Source organism: Kribbella sp. CWNU-51, assembly GCF_054073265.1.
In genome coordinates, this window is record NZ_JBSXMZ010000051.1 from 12,068 (window position 1) to 26,233 (window position 14,166).

The window sequence follows — 14,166 nt, forward strand, 5'->3', positions numbered from 1 at the left end:
ACTGCGGGTCGATCCTCCGTGAGGAGGCGGTGTGGCCCGGAAGGCCGATGGTGACTCAACGCGACGTTGACGCCACAACCAGTAAGGCACAGCCGGGTCGGCGGTGGTTATGGCGCGACCCCGGAACTTGATGCCAATGGCAACTAACTGCCAGGGCAAAGTCGTTGCGCAAGGCATCGAAACCCTGCTGCAGGTCCGCCGTGCGGAGGCTGTGCGGTGATCGAGATATTACAGCAATCCGGCGATGAACGGGGTTGCCGTTGCGTTAGTCGATGCCTTCGGCAACAGAGTTGTCAGTGCGGCTGTTTGGTGTCGCCGGGGTCCGGAGCGAGCTCCTGCTCGGTCGCGAGACGTTCGTCGGCCGGCGCCTCGCGGGCGGTCTCGAGGGCTGCCGGCTGGTCGGCACCGGCCTCACTTTCCGTGATCTCGCCGCCGACGGTGTCGCTCGGTGTAGTGGCGGCCTGGGCGCGGAGTTCGCGCATCTCCTTGCGTCGGCGGTAGCCGCGGCCGAGTCCCTTCTTCGTCAGCCACAGGCCGGCCATCAGCGCCAGCCCGGTCACCACGCCGAGGAAGAACACAGTCGGTACGGCGACACCGAAGTCGACGCCGAACACTTCCAGCTTGGTCGAGGAGGTGGACGACACCGAGACTCCGAGCCCGAACAACACGGCAAGTGCGATCAGAACAATTCCGAGAACAACCATGGCAAGCTGCCTCTCCGCCCGGGGCTGCCGGACTCTTCAGGCCTCACTGCTCAGTAGTGCGGTGAGCAGCGCCACCGCGCCGCTCTTGTCGAGTGGGTTGTTCTGGTTCCCACACTTGGGCGACTGTACGCACGACGGACATCCGTCCATGCATTCACAGTGTGCAATCGCCTCGCGTGTCGCGGTCAACCACTCGCGCGCCGCGGCGTACCCGTGTTCGGCGAATCCGGCTCCGCCCGGGTGGCCGTCGTACACGAAGACGGTGAGGCTGCCGGTGTCGGCGTGCCGGGCGGTGGAGACGCCACCGATGTCCCAGCGGTCGCAGGTGGCGAACAGCGGGAGCAGGCCGATCGACGCGTGCTCGGCCGCGTGCGCCGCCCCGGGCACGTCGGACAGCCCGAGACTCTCGACAACTGCGTCGGGCACGGTCCACCAGACCGCCTTGGTCCGCAGGGTCCGCTCCGGCAGGTCGAGTGGCTGCTCATCGAGTACGTCGCCAGTCGCGATCAGCTTGCGTTGGTACGAGATCACTTGGCTTGTCACCTGGACCCAGCCGCGCGACAACTCCGCCGTACCCCAGGTGCAGGTCGCTTCGGTCGCCAGGATGCTGATCTCCGTCACGTCCCGGGCGAAGGTGGTGTAGTCGGGCGACGCCGGCTCGACGACGGCTGCGTGCTCCTCGAGGTCCAGAGTCCTGACCAGATACGACTCACCTGCGTGCACATAGACAGCGCCCTCGTGGACCGAGGCATGCGCGGAGCCGCCGTCGACAGTGCCGAGCAGCCGACCGGTCTGGTCCTCCACGATCTGCACTGTCTTTCCACCGGCCGATCGGATGTCTATGGCGTCCACAGCCCGCTCACGGCGCGTCCAGAACCAGCCGTGCGGTCGTTCGCGGAGCAAACCCTGCCGGACGAGCTGCGCGATCACGGATGGCGTCGTACTGCCGAAGATCTCGTAGTCATCGGAGGTGAGTGGCAGCTCCTGCGCGGCGGCGCACAGCTGCGGACCCAGGACATACGGGTTCTCCGGGTTGAAGACCGTTGCCTCGACCGGGCGTCCGAAGATGGCGGCCGGATGGCGGACCAGATAGGTGTCCAGCGGGTCGTCGCGGGCCACCAGCAGGGCCAGAGCGTCCCCACCGGCTCGGCCGGCGCGCCCTGCCTGCTGCCATAACGACGCGCGGGTGCCAGGCCAACCTGACAGCAGTACGGCGTCCAGTCCGGCGATGTCGATGCCCAACTCCAGAGCGTTGGTTGCCGCGACCCCAGTGAGCTCACCACTCTGCAGCATGCTCTCGAGTCGCCGACGCTCCTCGGGCAGATAGCCCGCCCGGTACGCCGACACCTGCTCTGACAACGCAGGATCCACCTCGACCAGGTTCTCCCGGGCTGTCATCGCGACTGTCTCCGCGCCACGACGAGAGCGCACGAACGCCACAGTCCGCACGCCCGACACGACCAGATCGGTCAGTAGGTCGGCCACTTCGGCCGTGGCAGAACGCCGTACCGGAGCGCCGTTCTCACCGCGCAATGAGGTCAGCGGCGGTTCCCACAGGCCGAAAGAAATGCCGCCGCGGGGAGAGCCGTCCTCCACCACCTCGACCATCGGCAGACCGGTCAGTCGCTCGCCGGACACCGCCGGCTCGGCCACCGTCGCCGAAGCGCAGACGAAGATCGGATGGGCGCCGTACTGCGCGCAGACCCGACGCAATCGGCGCAGTACGCCGGCGACATGCGCACCGAAGACGCCGCGATAGTGGTGACACTCGTCGACCACGACGTACTGCAGGCAGCCCAGGAAGCGCGCCCAGCGCTGGTGGTTCGGCAGGACCGAGCGGTGCAACATGTCCGGGTTGCTGAGCACGTACGTCGCGTGGTCGCGGGCCCAGTCGCGTTCGGTGCGCTCCGAGTCGCCGTCCAGCGTCGTGGCGCGCAGACCGGGCACTGTGTACGACGAGACCGCGCGGAGCTGGTCGTGCGCCAGAGCTTTGGTCGGGGACAGGTACAGAACCGAGGCCGTCCGCCGCTGTGGTGACGCGGCCTGCGCGATGCCCAATGTCGCGAACGAAGGCAGCAGATAACCGAGGGACTTTCCCGACGCCGTGCCGGTTGCGACCACGACGTGCCGACCGGAGTACGCCGCTTCCGCGGTGGCGACCTGATGCGTCCAGGGTGCGGTGATCCCGGCGTCGGCGAGCTGTCCGAGCACGTCGTCCGGAACCCAGCGCGGCCAAGCACACGTCTGCCCCACCCGGGGTGGCACGGACTCGACATGGGTGAGCCGATCGTCACGGCCGTTCGCCAAACGCTTGAGTACGGCCGCCGCCTCACCACCCGCACGCATACCGTGAGCCTAGTCCCGGCCACGGACAGCAGCAGCCCAACGTGCACGGGCTGGTGCACAGTACAGATGCACGCGGCTTTTTCGGGGTGGAGATCGACTTCGGTCTGACGAGATGAAAGAGTTTTCGGCAACGGCCCTTCTCACGGTCCGTACATGGTTGAATGCAGCAGTTCACGGATCGGAGGCCGAAGTGAGTCTGTCGCTGACCGCGCGCGCCGAGGGCGGGCGGACCGTCATCGAGGCGACGGGTGAGATCGATGTCGAGACCGCGCCGCAGCTCGGCGACAAGATCGCCGCGCTGGTCGACGAGGGTTCCTACGACCTCGTGCTCGACCTGGAACGCGTGGAGTTCCTGGACTCCACCGGTCTGGGTGCGCTCATCGGCGGACTCAAACGGGTGCGTAGCCACGACGGCTCGCTGTCCCTTGTCTGCACCCGTGAACGGCTGCTGAAGTTGTTCCGGATCACCGGCCTGAACAAGGTCTTCGACATCCACCCGGACATCGATTCGGCGATCTGACCACAGCGAAAAGGTATCCACACCACCACGAGGAGTCACTGGTTGTCCCGCCGCTCGGGTATGGCATAGACCACCCTGTCGTCAGGTCTGGTCGGATACCCGTTAGAGTGACCCACCGCGCCAGTTCCTGGTGCTGTGTCGTATTTCCCCAACCCTTCGGTTGCGGCAGATGGGGGCCGTCAAGCCTGGATGGGTTGCCTACAAGGAGGACGGATGTCCGCGCTGCTTGCACCACAAGCGGTGGATCTTTCGTCGAGCAACACCACACTGGTGATCGTCGTTGGAGTGATCGCGATCCTCGCGGTCGCCCTTGCGATGGTCTTCCGGGGCCAGGTGCTTGCCGCGAACGATGGCACCGAGAACATGAAAACGATCGCCGCAGCGGTCCAGGAAGGCGCGGCCGCCTACCTGAACCGGCAGTTCCGGACGTTGTCGGTCTTCGCCGTGGCCGCGTTCCTGTTGCTGTTCCTGCTGCCCGCGCACAGTGACAGTGGCAACGAGACCTGGCTGAAGATCTTCCGGTCCGTCTTCTTCCTGCTCGGTGCGGGCTTCTCCGCCCTGATCGGTTACATGGGCATGTGGCTCGCGACTCGCGCCAACGTCCGGGTCGCCGCCGCGGCCCGGGACGAGGGCCGCAACCCGGCGATGCGGGTCGCGTTCCGCACCGGTGGCAGTGTCGGCATGATGACCGTGGGCTTCGGCCTGTTCGGCGCCGCACTCGTCGTGCTGCTCTTCAAGGGCGACGCCCCGACCGTGCTCGAGGGCTTCGGCTTCGGCGCTGCCCTGCTCGCCATGTTCATGCGTGTCGGCGGCGGTATCTTCACCAAGGCCGCCGACGTCGGCGCCGACCTGGTCGGCAAGGTCGAGCAGAACATCCCCGAGGACGACCCGCGCAACGCCGCCACCATCGCCGACAACGTCGGCGACAACGTGGGTGACTGCGCCGGTATGGCCGCCGACCTGTTCGAGTCGTACGCCGTGATGCTGGTGGCCTCGCTGATCCTGGGTAAGGCCGCGTTCGGCGAACAGGGCCTGATCTTCCCGCTGATCGTGCCGGCCCTCGGCGCCGTCACCGCGGTCATCGGTGTCTTCCTGACCCGCCCGCGCACCGGCGAGAACGGCCTGCGGACGATCAACCGCGCGTTCTACATCTCGGCGCTGATCTCCGCGGTCCTGTGCACCGCGGCCGCGTTCATCTATCTGCCGAGCAGCTTCAGGGAACTGACCGGAGCCACCGACGTGATCGCCGCACACGACGGCGACCCTCGGGTGATCGCCACCGTGTCGGTGATCATCGGCATCGTGCTGGCCGCGATCATCCTGTCCCTGACCGGTTACTACACCGGCACCGAGGACAAGCCGGTCAAGGACGTCGGCAAGACCTCGCTGACCGGTGCCGCGACGGTCATCCTGTCCGGTATCTCGGTCGGCTTCGAGTCCGCCGTCTACACCGCACTGGTGATCGCGGCCGCCGTGTACGGCGCGTTCCTGGTCGGTGGCTCGGGTGTCGTCGCGTTGTTCGCGATCGCGCTGGCCGGTTGTGGCCTGCTCACCACGGTCGGCGTCATCGTCGCGATGGATACCTTCGGCCCGGTCTCCGACAACGCGCAGGGCATCGCCGAGATGTCCGGTGACGTGGACGGCGAGGCGGCCCAGATCCTGACCGAGCTGGACGCCGTCGGCAACACCACCAAGGCGATCACCAAGGGCATCGCGATCGCGACCGCGGTACTGGCCGCGACCGCGCTGTTCGGCTCCTACACGGACTCGATCTACGCGGTGCTGAACGATGCCGGCGACGCGGCGTTCAACGCGGATGCGCTGGTGTTCGACCCGTCCACCCTGGTCGGCATCATCATCGGTGCCGCGGTGGTGTTCATGTTCTCCGGCCTGGCCATCAACGCCGTCGGCCGCGCCGCGGGCGCGGTGGTCTACGAGGTACGTCGCCAGTTCCGCGACATCCCCGGGATCATGGAAGGCACCGGCAAGCCGGAGTACGGCAAGGTCGTCGACATCTGCACCCGCGACTCGCTGCGTGAGCTGGCCACTCCGGGTCTGCTCGCGCTGACCGCGCCGATCGCCGTCGGCTTCGGTCTCGGCGCCTCGGCGCTGGCCGGTTACCTGGCCGGTGCGATCGCGTCCGGCACTCTGATGGCGGTCTTCCTGGCCAACTCCGGTGGTGCCTGGGACAACGCGAAGAAGCTGGTCGAGGACGGCAACCACGGCGGCAAGGGTTCGCCCGCGCACGAGGCCACCGTCATCGGTGACACCGTCGGCGACCCGTTCAAGGACACCGCCGGCCCGGCCATCAACCCGCTGATCAAGGTGATGAACCTGGTCTCGCTGCTGATCGCCCCGGCCGTCGTGGGTATGTCGACGATCGGCGAGGACACCAACACCCCGCTGCGGATCGCGATCGCTCTGGCGGCGGTGGTGATCCTGGCCGTGGCCGTCATCGTCTCCAAGCGCCGTGAGTCGGTCATCTCCGACACCCCGGCCGAGGTGAACGCCGCCGCCTGACCGCAGTCGTACGGCGGAACCCGTCGTACACCGATGTAGCTCGAACGGAACGGCCCGCCGGATCACCCGGCGGGCCGTTCCGCCTTTCTGATAGTCCCCGGCGGTTGCGGTCAACCAGCCCGAAGTAGCGCTGCCCGTCGACTTTCGGCTGATGCGCTCCACTGGGTTGATGGGGGATCGTCGGGGTTGTGGTCAGGGCTTTAACCGATGGCAGCGGTCTCCCGACGGACGGCAGAATCAACCCACGGGTGGACACACCGGATCCGCCCCGGGTCCGATGATCTGGCCCCGTCCGACCTCGATACTGAATGCGACACAGAACCGCCCGACGACTAACTGACGCGCCACCCGAACGAGGAGTACGGCGATGATCGAGGCAAAGGGCCTCACCAAGCGATACGGCGCAACCGTTGCCGTTGACAACCTGTCTTTCGAGGTGAAACCCGGCAAGGTGACCGGCTTCCTCGGCCCGAACGGGGCCGGCAAGTCGACCACCATGCGGATGATCCTCGGCCTGGACACCCCCACCGCCGGCGAGGTCACCATCGACGGCCAGCGCTACCGCGACCTGCACCGGCCGCTGACCAAGGTCGGCGCGCTGCTGGACGCGAAGTGGGTGCACCCGAACCGGTCCGCCCGGGCCCACCTGGCCTGGATGGCCGCGTCCAACAAGTTGCCGAAGGACTCCGTCGACAAGGTCCTGGAGATGGTCGGCCTGACCGCGGTCGCCAGCAAGCGGGCCGGCGCCTATTCGCTGGGTATGTCGCAGCGGCTCGGCATCGCCGGCGCCCTGCTCGGCGACCCGGAGGTGCTGCTCTTCGACGAGCCGGTCAACGGCCTCGACCCGGAGGGCATCGTCTGGATCCGCACCTTCATGCACCGGCTGGCCGACGAGGGCAAGACCATCCTGGTGTCCAGCCACCTGCTGTCCGAGATGGCGCTCACCGCCGAGGAACTGATCGTCATCGGCCGCGGCAAGCTGATCGCGCAGAGCACCACCCAGGAGTTCGTCGACCGCGCCAGCGGTACGACGGTCAAGGTGCGGACGCCGCAGCTCGACCAGTTGGCCGGCGTACTGCACCAGCAGCAGCTGGTCACCCGGATCGAGGACATCGAGAACGAGGGCAAGGTCCTGTTCGTCGAGGGCGACCTGACCACCGACCAGGTCGGTGAGGCAGCCGCCGCGCACGGCATCGTGCTGCACGAGCTGACCCTGCAGCGCGGCTCGCTGGAGCAGGCCTTCATGCAGATGACCGGCGACTCGGTCGAGTACCACGCGCACGACGAGATCGCTGCGGTGACCCAGCTGGACGCGCCCACCGCCACCGAGGTGGCCGCAGGTCCGAAGGAGGACAACTGACATGTCGGTGATCACAGTCGAGCGGATCAAGCTCTTCTCCACCCGCTCGCCGTGGTGGTGCATGGTCATCGCGGCCTTCCTGACGGTCGGCTTCGCGGCGCTGACCACCGGCTTCCTCAAGGGCGCCGACGAGCAGCAGGCGACGATCTTCATCACCCAGCCGGGCGCCCAGCTCAGCCAGATGGTGATGATGGTGATGGCCGCGCTGGCCGTCACCACGGAGTACCGGTTCGGCACCATCCGGACCAGCTTCCAGGCTGTCCCGCAGCGCGCCGCGCTGCTGCTCGGCAAGACCGCCGTGGTCGCGTTCCTGGCGGCTGTCGTCGGCCTGATCGCGTCGTTCGGCGCCTGGGGCGTCGGCAGCCTGTTCGCGAGCAACGCCGACCTGTCCATCAACACCGGCGCCGAGTGGCGGCTGCTGGCCGGACAGGGCCTGGTGTTCGCGATCTCCGCGGTGATCGCGGTGGCGGTCGGCATCCTGATCCGGCAGAGCGCCGGCGCGATCGCGATCCTGATCCTCTGGCCGCTCCTGGTCGAGAACCTGGTCAACCTGATCCCCAAGGTCGGCGACGACCTGGCCAGGTGGGCGCCGTTCGCGAACGGCAGCTCGTTCCTGAACCAGGGCCAGGACTTCGGCATCGCCGGACCGGACGCCGGTGGCAGCAACTTCGCGCTCAGTCCGTGGTGGGCGCTGCTGTACTTCGCCGGCTGGGCGGCCGCACTGATGACGATCGCTCTCTTCACGGCGAGCAAGCGCGACGCCTGATGCAGACCACCCCGGCTGAGGTTGAGGGGCCCTGGCCGGGGCGTGGGGCCCGGCCGGGCTGAGGGGTCCTGGTCGCTGCGGCCCGTGGATCATCCGGGAGACCGGATGTACCACGGGCCGTTCCCCTGCGGAGGGCGCCGTACCCCGGGCAGGGGGTGGCGGGTGGCCTGGGGAAGCGTCTACCGTGCCGCGCATGACCGACTGGGCGCAGGTGCGAGATGACGGTTACCCGGTTCCGGGTGATCGTCCGGTGGAGGAGCTGGTCGCGGAGCTGACCGGCATGCTGCGGTCGCCGGATCCGCTGCTGCGGGACCGGCAGGCGTACTCCGTGCTCGCCACCTGGATCGGCCGTGGAGTGCTCTCCACCCAGCAGTTGCGCGCATTGGGCGACGAGATGGTTCCGAGGTTCGGCGACAGCGAGATCCAGGCACGGACCTTCGCCCCACTGATCCTGGACGCGATCGTCTCCGCCGGTGTCTTCGAGGCGAGCTGGGTGCCGCCGTACGAGCGCTGGTACGTCGCCGAGGAGGACCTGCGCGGGCACGACGCCAAACTCGGCTGGCTGCACGCTGTCGCGCACGGCGCCGACCTGCTCGGCACCCTCGGACTCCACCCCGCGGTCGAACCGGTCCAGATGCTCCGCCTCGGCATCGGCCGCCTGCTCACGCCCACGCCGTACGTCCTGCGCGACATGGAAGACGACCGCCTCGGCTACGCCCTGGCCGTGACCCTGACCCGCCCGGACCTGACCGACTCGGACGCCACCGAGTGGCTGGACCCGGCGCTGCGGGCGTTCGCGACCCCGCCCGCGGAAGGCATCACCCCTGAGGTGACCAACACCATTCGCACTCTGCGAGCCCTCTACCTGCTCGTCGACCATGGTCTTCGGCTGCCCGGTGCTCAGGACGTTGCCCACATCCCACAGCGGGATCAGGTGAAGGCGAAGATGACCGAGGTTATCCGCATGGTGACGCCGTACTACCTTTGAGAGACAGGGCAACAGACCACCGGGGGTCGGCGCATCCTACTTTCGGCTGTGATTTCCCTGAAGTGACCCTGAGGTACGGCGTGCCGTGGTCCAGGGCGGTGTACAGGTGGTTTCCGGTGGCTGCGGGGATCTCGTCTGTGACAAGGTCTGTGCTGGCAGAACCATGGACCCCTCCCATGGTGGTGCCAACGCCACTACCGAAGTAGTGCCAACACCATGAGATCTGGTCCTTGGCAACGTTAGTTTTTAGGTGACGAAAGCCGTCGGGGGCAGCAGTTTCAGAGAGGGCGCGTGGAAGTCATGGTTGCGACATACCTGAAGAGATGGGTCGGCAACCGGATCTTGAGCAGGACCACCCGCAGGGGTGGTCTCGACCTGTCCAAGATGCGGATGATCCCGAGCTCGGTCTCGATGCCGTTGCGCCGGGAGGGCGTTGACCCGGTGCCGGCGCTGGCACAGGTGCGCGAGACCGAGCCGGTGCACAAGCTGGCCCACCTGTTCGGGCTGAACGTGTGGGTGGTGAGCGGTCACGCCGAGGCGAAGGTCGTGCTCGCCGACACCACGAACTTCAGCAACGACATCCGGCCGCTGGTCGGCTCGGACCCGAACAAGCCGTCGGAGGGCATTGGCGGTCTGGGGTTCACCGACCCGCCGGACCACACCCGGCTCCGCAAGCTGCTGACGCCCGAGTTCACCAAGCGCAGGCTGGCCCGGCTGGAGCCGGCGATCGAGAAGATCGTGAACGACCAGCTGGACCTGATGGAGGCCAAAGGAGCGGTCGCCGACATCGTCTCGGACTTCGCCTTCAACGTGCCGTTCCTGCTGATCGCGGACCTGCTCGGCGTCGAGGAGTCCGATCGGGACCGTTTCCGCGCGCTCGGGCCGGCCCGGTTCGACCTGTCCGGTGGTGGGATCGGGGTGTTCGGGTCGGCCTCGGAGTCGCGGGACTTCCTGTTCGAGATCGTCCGTAAGCAGCGGGCGAACCCCGGCGACGGGCTGATCGGGTCGATCATCCGCGAGCAGGGCGACGCGATCGACGACATCGAGCTCGGCGGTCTCGCGGACGGGGTGTTCCTGGGTGGGTACGAGACGTCGGCGAGCATGCTGGCGCTCGGCACCCTGGTGCTGCTGCGCGATCCGGAGAACTTCGAACGGATCCGGAACGAGCCAGGCGCGGTCGACGGGATCGTCGAGGAACTGTTGCGGTATCTGACCGTGGTGCAGGTGGCGTTCCCGCGGTTCGCGCGGCACGACCAGGAGTTGTTCGGCCACCAGGTGAAGAAGGGCGACCTGGTCGCGGTGTCGCTGTCCGGCGCCGACCGGGACAAGCAGGTGTTCGGCGACGACGCCGAGGACTTCTACCCACGCCGTGCGGTGTCGTCCGCGCACCTCGCGTTCGGTCACGGCATGCACCGCTGCGTCGGCGCCGAACTGGCGCGGATGGAGCTCCGCGCCGCCTTCACGGCCCTCGCACACCGCTTCCCCGACCTGTGCCTCGCCGTCCCCGAGGAACAACTCCGCTTCCGCGACTTCTCCATCGTCTACGGCGTCGAGACCCTCCCCGTCCAACTCCACGCCACCCCCGCCGAACAAGCCGCGGGGTAGACCGCGCATCTCCCACCGTGCTCGTCAGACGGCCGTGCGGTAGACGGCGCAGCCTCGGTCGTGGAGGTTGTGGATCCACTCGGGCACGGCGGGGAGGCTGAGCCAGCGGAGGTCGAGCTTCTCCAGCGCCGGGAAGGCGTTCGGCGGCAGGTCCGGGAGATAGGTGAGGTGGTTCGCTCGGAGGTCCAGGTGGCGTAGGTGGGGGAGGCGGCTGAGTTGGACGGGGAAGTCGGTGAGCGCGTTGGCGCGGAGGCTGAGGATCCGGAGCTCGGTGAGTTGGTCGAAGGTGGCGGGGAGGCGGTCGATCGCGTTGCGGTCGAGGTGGAGTTCGCGAAGGTTCGCGAGGTCGCCGTACGACTCGGGGAGCTCGGTGAGGCGGTTGCCGTAGAGGCGCAGCTCGATCAGGTTGCCGAGCCGGCCGAGTGATTCGGGAACGGACGTCATCCCGTTGTCAGTGGCGCCCAGGTACAGCAGCGAGGTCAGGGCGCCGAGTGTCGGCGGCAGCTCGGTGATCGCGAGATCGCTGACGTAGAGGAACTCGAGTCGCTGCAGCCGGCCGAGGTCCGGAAGCGCCTTCAGCGGTTGGTGACTGAGATCGAGGATCCGCAGCTCGGTCAGCTCACCCAACCACTCGGGCAACTCCGTCAGCTGGTTCTCGTGCAAGTAGAGCTCGTCGACACCGGCCTGCTGCCGGAGGCCGGAGTCGAGGACCTGCAGGCCGGCCCCACCGAGGTTCACCGTTGGCATCGGGTCAGCCTAGAAGGCCGAAGCGTTCCGCGAAGGCTGACAGGTCGTCCAAGGTCGGTGGGCTGACGACCAGGCGGGTGACGCCTTGCGCCGCGTACGCCGCGACCGATTGCGGAGTCAGGTCGGTGGAGGCCCAGCGGGTGTACTCGAGGTCGTCGCGGCCGGACGTCGTACGGGCGAGGTCCCACTGGGCGGCGCGTTCGGCAGGAGTGAGCGCGCCGCCGGGGAAGTAGCCGTCGCCGCGCAGGCCGGCGCGGCGAGCCGCGGCGCGGGACGAGCCGCCGATGTGGATCGGGAGCGGCGCGAGCGGCTGGGGGAAGCTGCATAACCCCTCGAAGGCAAAGAACTCGCCCTTGTGACTCACGCCGTCCGCGTCCCCCGACCACAGCAGACGCAGCACGTCGATCGCCTCGTCGGTACGACGGCCACGGGCCGAGAAATCCACGCCCATCGCCTCGGCCTCGCCCGGGAGACTGCCCAGACCCACGGTCAGCAAGCGCATCCGGCCCTTCGACAACCCGTCGATCGTCGCGATCCGCTTCGCCAGCACGACCGGGTGGTGATACGGCAGCAGCAACACCGCCGTCCCCAGCAGGAGCCGCTCGGTCGCGGCCGCGACGAATGCGAGCAGGTCGAGTGGATCGGCGTACGGCAACGTGGTCGGCATCTCCACGCTGCCGAAGGTCGCGCCCCGATAAAGCGTCACGTGCTCAGGTACGTACAAACCCTCGAACCCACATGCCTCGGCCCGCTGCGCGTACCCGATCAGCTTGTCCGGATCCATCCCGTAGAAGGGCGTGCTGTAGTTCACGGCGAATTTCATCCCGCGACCCTAGAACCCTGCCCTTGGGGTCAAGGCAAATCGGAACTGGTGGTTCTCGAGAGTAGTGCTGAGATGGCACTAGGTGGTCGTTGGCCGGATCGGGTCGTGACAGAGGTGGGGGTGGATGGTCACAATGGGCGGTCCGGCCCGAGGTGCGGGTGACGGGAACAGGGAGGGCCGCCGGGGGTTATGGGTAGTGGCGAGATGGCGACGGGCGATGCGCTGACCGTCCGGATCGCCGCCGCGATGACAGCGGCCCAGTCGGGTGGGCACGCGACCGCGGCAGCCGAGATCGAGGCGATCCGGGCCGAGCTCGGTGGGGTGCCGAGCTACCAGCTCGCCGCGGCCGAGTACGTGCGCGGCGTCACGGCCCACCACGCGAGTGACGCCGACGAGGCCCTGCGCGCGGTCGACGACTGCATCGCGGTCGCGAAGGCGATCGACGAGCCCGGCTGGGAAGCGAACGCGCTGCCGATCCGGATCATCAACCTGGCCCGCAGCGGCCGTGGTGGCGACACCGTCAACGACCTGGTCGCGGCCGAGTACGCCCTCGACCAGACCTTGGACGCCGGGCTGACCGCCTGGGCGCACACCGGTCTCGGCTACGCGTACGACGTGCTGAGACTTTTCGAACTGTGCATTCCGCATTACGAGCTGGCCACTCAGCTCGACGACGACGTGTTCGAGCTGGCCGAGTCGCTGGCGATCGACCGGCTGAACCTGGCCGAGACGTATCTGCGCTGGGCCCACGAACTCGAGCGGCTCGGCGATCCGTCGTACGGCCGGGAGATCCAGGAGCGGCTCGCCTCGGCGGCGTACTGGTCCCGGGAGGCGGAGCGCGTGATCGTCGACGACGAGAGCCAGGAGTTCTGGCGGCTGTCGGCCCGGTTGTGGCTCGCGGCGGCTGCCACCGAAGTGGATCCGGCTGCGGCGGCCACCGAGCTGACCGAGTGCCGCGACGAGATCAGCAAGCTGGGTGAGACCGAGCGCGTCGCGATCGCCGGCGCCTACCTGGCCAGAGCTCTGCACGCCGATGGCAAACCCGAGGAAGCGCGAGCCGCGGCCGATCGCGCCGCGGATGACCTGATTCCCTTGGCCGATCCGTCGACCCACGTGCTCGTGCTGCAGACCAGAGCGGAGATCGCGGCGGCCGTCGGCGGTCCGGGAGCCCAGGCCGGCCTGGAGTACGCGCGCTCGGTGGCCCGGGGCTGGTGGAAGGAGCGGCAGCGGGCGCTGAACGCCGTACGGCACGCGCTTGCCACGCATGATCTGACCGCGCGGCACGATGCCGAGTGGCATGCGGCGCGGCATGATCCGCTGACCGGCGTGGGGAATCGGCGCGCCCTCGACGAGCGGCTGACCGTGGACCGGGACTCCGAACGCGCGGTGACCCTGCTCGCCATCGATGTCGACGACCTGAAGCTGGTCAACGACACGTATGGGCACGCCTGCGGGGACGAATTGCTGCAGGTTGTTGCAAATCTGCTGGTAGAACAGGCGCGAGCGACCGATGCCGTGATTCGATCGGGAGGCGATGAGTTCTTCGTGGTGCTCGACCAGCCGGACGCCAACGGTGGTGCGCAGCTGGCCGAGCGGATCCGGACCGCGGTCGCCGCGATCGCGGCGGCGACGGACAAGCCCTGGCTGGGGCGGCTCGGGTTGAGCATCGGGTACGCCGCGACCGCGGAAGGCGTCGGTGTGGATCAGTTGGTCGCCACGGCGGATCGGCGCTTGTACGGGGACAAGCGCCGCAAGATGAGGTACAGGCAGACGCAGCACGAGTGAGG

Annotated in this window: 11 protein-coding genes; 7 read left to right on the forward strand and 4 right to left on the reverse strand. The window is 68.0% G+C overall.

Annotation, left to right across the window (positions count from 1 at the left end):
- Positions 1 to 293: 293 nt before the first annotated feature.
- Entirely contained in the window at positions 294 to 704 is a 411-nt protein-coding gene (locus ACXC9Q_RS37215; protein WP_457061345.1) for a hypothetical protein, read from the reverse strand.
- Positions 705 to 740: 36 nt separating this feature from the next.
- The gene (locus ACXC9Q_RS37220) at positions 741 to 3,050 is read right to left on the reverse strand and encodes a DEAD/DEAH box helicase (RefSeq protein WP_457061346.1); all 2,310 of its coding nucleotides are present in this window, start codon (positions 3,048 to 3,050) and stop codon (positions 741 to 743) included.
- A gap of 190 nt (positions 3,051 to 3,240) precedes the next feature.
- Between ACXC9Q_RS37220 and ACXC9Q_RS37225 the strand changes: the two genes are divergently transcribed.
- The 6 genes from ACXC9Q_RS37225 to ACXC9Q_RS37250 all read left to right on the forward strand — a co-directional run bounded on the left by ACXC9Q_RS37225 (position 3,241) and on the right by ACXC9Q_RS37250 (position 10,809).
- On the forward strand, positions 3,241 to 3,570 hold the full coding sequence (locus ACXC9Q_RS37225) for an STAS domain-containing protein (RefSeq protein WP_457061347.1): 330 nt from the start codon (positions 3,241 to 3,243) through the stop codon (positions 3,568 to 3,570).
- A 213-nt stretch (positions 3,571 to 3,783) separates the two neighbouring features.
- Entirely contained in the window at positions 3,784 to 6,090 is a 2,307-nt protein-coding gene (locus ACXC9Q_RS37230; RefSeq protein ID WP_457061348.1) for a sodium-translocating pyrophosphatase, read from the forward strand.
- 367 nt (positions 6,091 to 6,457) lie between these two features.
- Positions 6,458 to 7,450: an ABC transporter ATP-binding protein gene (locus ACXC9Q_RS37235; RefSeq protein WP_457061349.1), complete on the forward strand. Its 993-nt coding sequence runs from the start codon at positions 6,458 to 6,460 to the stop codon at positions 7,448 to 7,450.
- Between the two features lies 1 nt (position 7,451).
- Positions 7,452 to 8,216 carry an ABC transporter permease gene (locus ACXC9Q_RS37240; RefSeq protein ID WP_457061350.1) on the forward strand — a complete coding sequence of 255 codons (765 nt, stop codon included), beginning with the start codon at positions 7,452 to 7,454 and terminating at the stop codon, positions 8,214 to 8,216.
- Between the two features lie 193 nt (positions 8,217 to 8,409).
- On the forward strand, positions 8,410 to 9,204 hold the full coding sequence (locus tag ACXC9Q_RS37245) for a DUF2785 domain-containing protein (protein WP_457061351.1): 795 nt from the start codon (positions 8,410 to 8,412) through the stop codon (positions 9,202 to 9,204).
- 300 nt (positions 9,205 to 9,504) lie between these two features.
- The gene (locus ACXC9Q_RS37250; RefSeq protein WP_457061607.1) at positions 9,505 to 10,809 is read left to right on the forward strand and encodes a cytochrome P450; all 1,305 of its coding nucleotides are present in this window, start codon (positions 9,505 to 9,507) and stop codon (positions 10,807 to 10,809) included.
- Between the two features lie 24 nt (positions 10,810 to 10,833).
- Here ACXC9Q_RS37250 and ACXC9Q_RS37255 read toward each other — a convergent pair whose 3' ends face one another.
- Positions 10,834 to 11,556, reverse strand: a complete 723-nt coding sequence (locus ACXC9Q_RS37255) for a leucine-rich repeat domain-containing protein (RefSeq protein WP_457061352.1) — start codon at positions 11,554 to 11,556, stop codon at positions 10,834 to 10,836.
- Positions 11,557 to 11,560: 4 nt separating this feature from the next.
- Positions 11,561 to 12,379, reverse strand: a complete 819-nt coding sequence (locus ACXC9Q_RS37260; RefSeq protein ID WP_457061353.1) for a TIGR03619 family F420-dependent LLM class oxidoreductase — start codon at positions 12,377 to 12,379, stop codon at positions 11,561 to 11,563.
- Between the two features lie 189 nt (positions 12,380 to 12,568).
- Here ACXC9Q_RS37260 and ACXC9Q_RS37265 point away from each other — a divergent pair, with 189 nt between their 5' ends.
- Positions 12,569 to 14,164, forward strand: a complete 1,596-nt coding sequence (locus tag ACXC9Q_RS37265) for a diguanylate cyclase domain-containing protein (RefSeq protein ID WP_457061354.1) — start codon at positions 12,569 to 12,571, stop codon at positions 14,162 to 14,164.
- Positions 14,165 to 14,166 lie beyond the last annotated feature (2 nt).

What these genes read in the sequence shown, in the direction of transcription:
- ACXC9Q_RS37215 (WP_457061345.1), bottom strand. Translation starts at nt 704, where the DNA reads ATGGTTGTTCTCGGAATTGTTCTGATCGCACTTGCCGTGTTGTTCGGG.
- ACXC9Q_RS37220 (WP_457061346.1), bottom strand. Translation starts at nt 3,050, where the DNA reads ATGCGTGCGGGTGGTGAGGCGGCGGCCGTACTCAAGCGTTTGGCGAAC.
- ACXC9Q_RS37230 (WP_457061348.1), top strand. Translation starts at nt 3,784, where the DNA reads ATGTCCGCGCTGCTTGCACCACAAGCGGTGGATCTTTCGTCGAGCAAC.
- ACXC9Q_RS37235 (WP_457061349.1), top strand. Translation starts at nt 6,458, where the DNA reads ATGATCGAGGCAAAGGGCCTCACCAAGCGATACGGCGCAACCGTTGCC.
- ACXC9Q_RS37240 (WP_457061350.1), top strand. Translation starts at nt 7,452, where the DNA reads ATGTCGGTGATCACAGTCGAGCGGATCAAGCTCTTCTCCACCCGCTCG.
- ACXC9Q_RS37245 (WP_457061351.1), top strand. Translation starts at nt 8,410, where the DNA reads ATGACCGACTGGGCGCAGGTGCGAGATGACGGTTACCCGGTTCCGGGT.
- ACXC9Q_RS37250 (WP_457061607.1), top strand. Translation starts at nt 9,505, where the DNA reads ATGGTTGCGACATACCTGAAGAGATGGGTCGGCAACCGGATCTTGAGC.
- ACXC9Q_RS37255 (WP_457061352.1), bottom strand. Translation starts at nt 11,556, where the DNA reads ATGCCAACGGTGAACCTCGGTGGGGCCGGCCTGCAGGTCCTCGACTCC.
- ACXC9Q_RS37260 (WP_457061353.1), bottom strand. Translation starts at nt 12,379, where the DNA reads ATGAAATTCGCCGTGAACTACAGCACGCCCTTCTACGGGATGGATCCG.
- ACXC9Q_RS37265 (WP_457061354.1), top strand. Translation starts at nt 12,569, where the DNA reads ATGGGTAGTGGCGAGATGGCGACGGGCGATGCGCTGACCGTCCGGATC.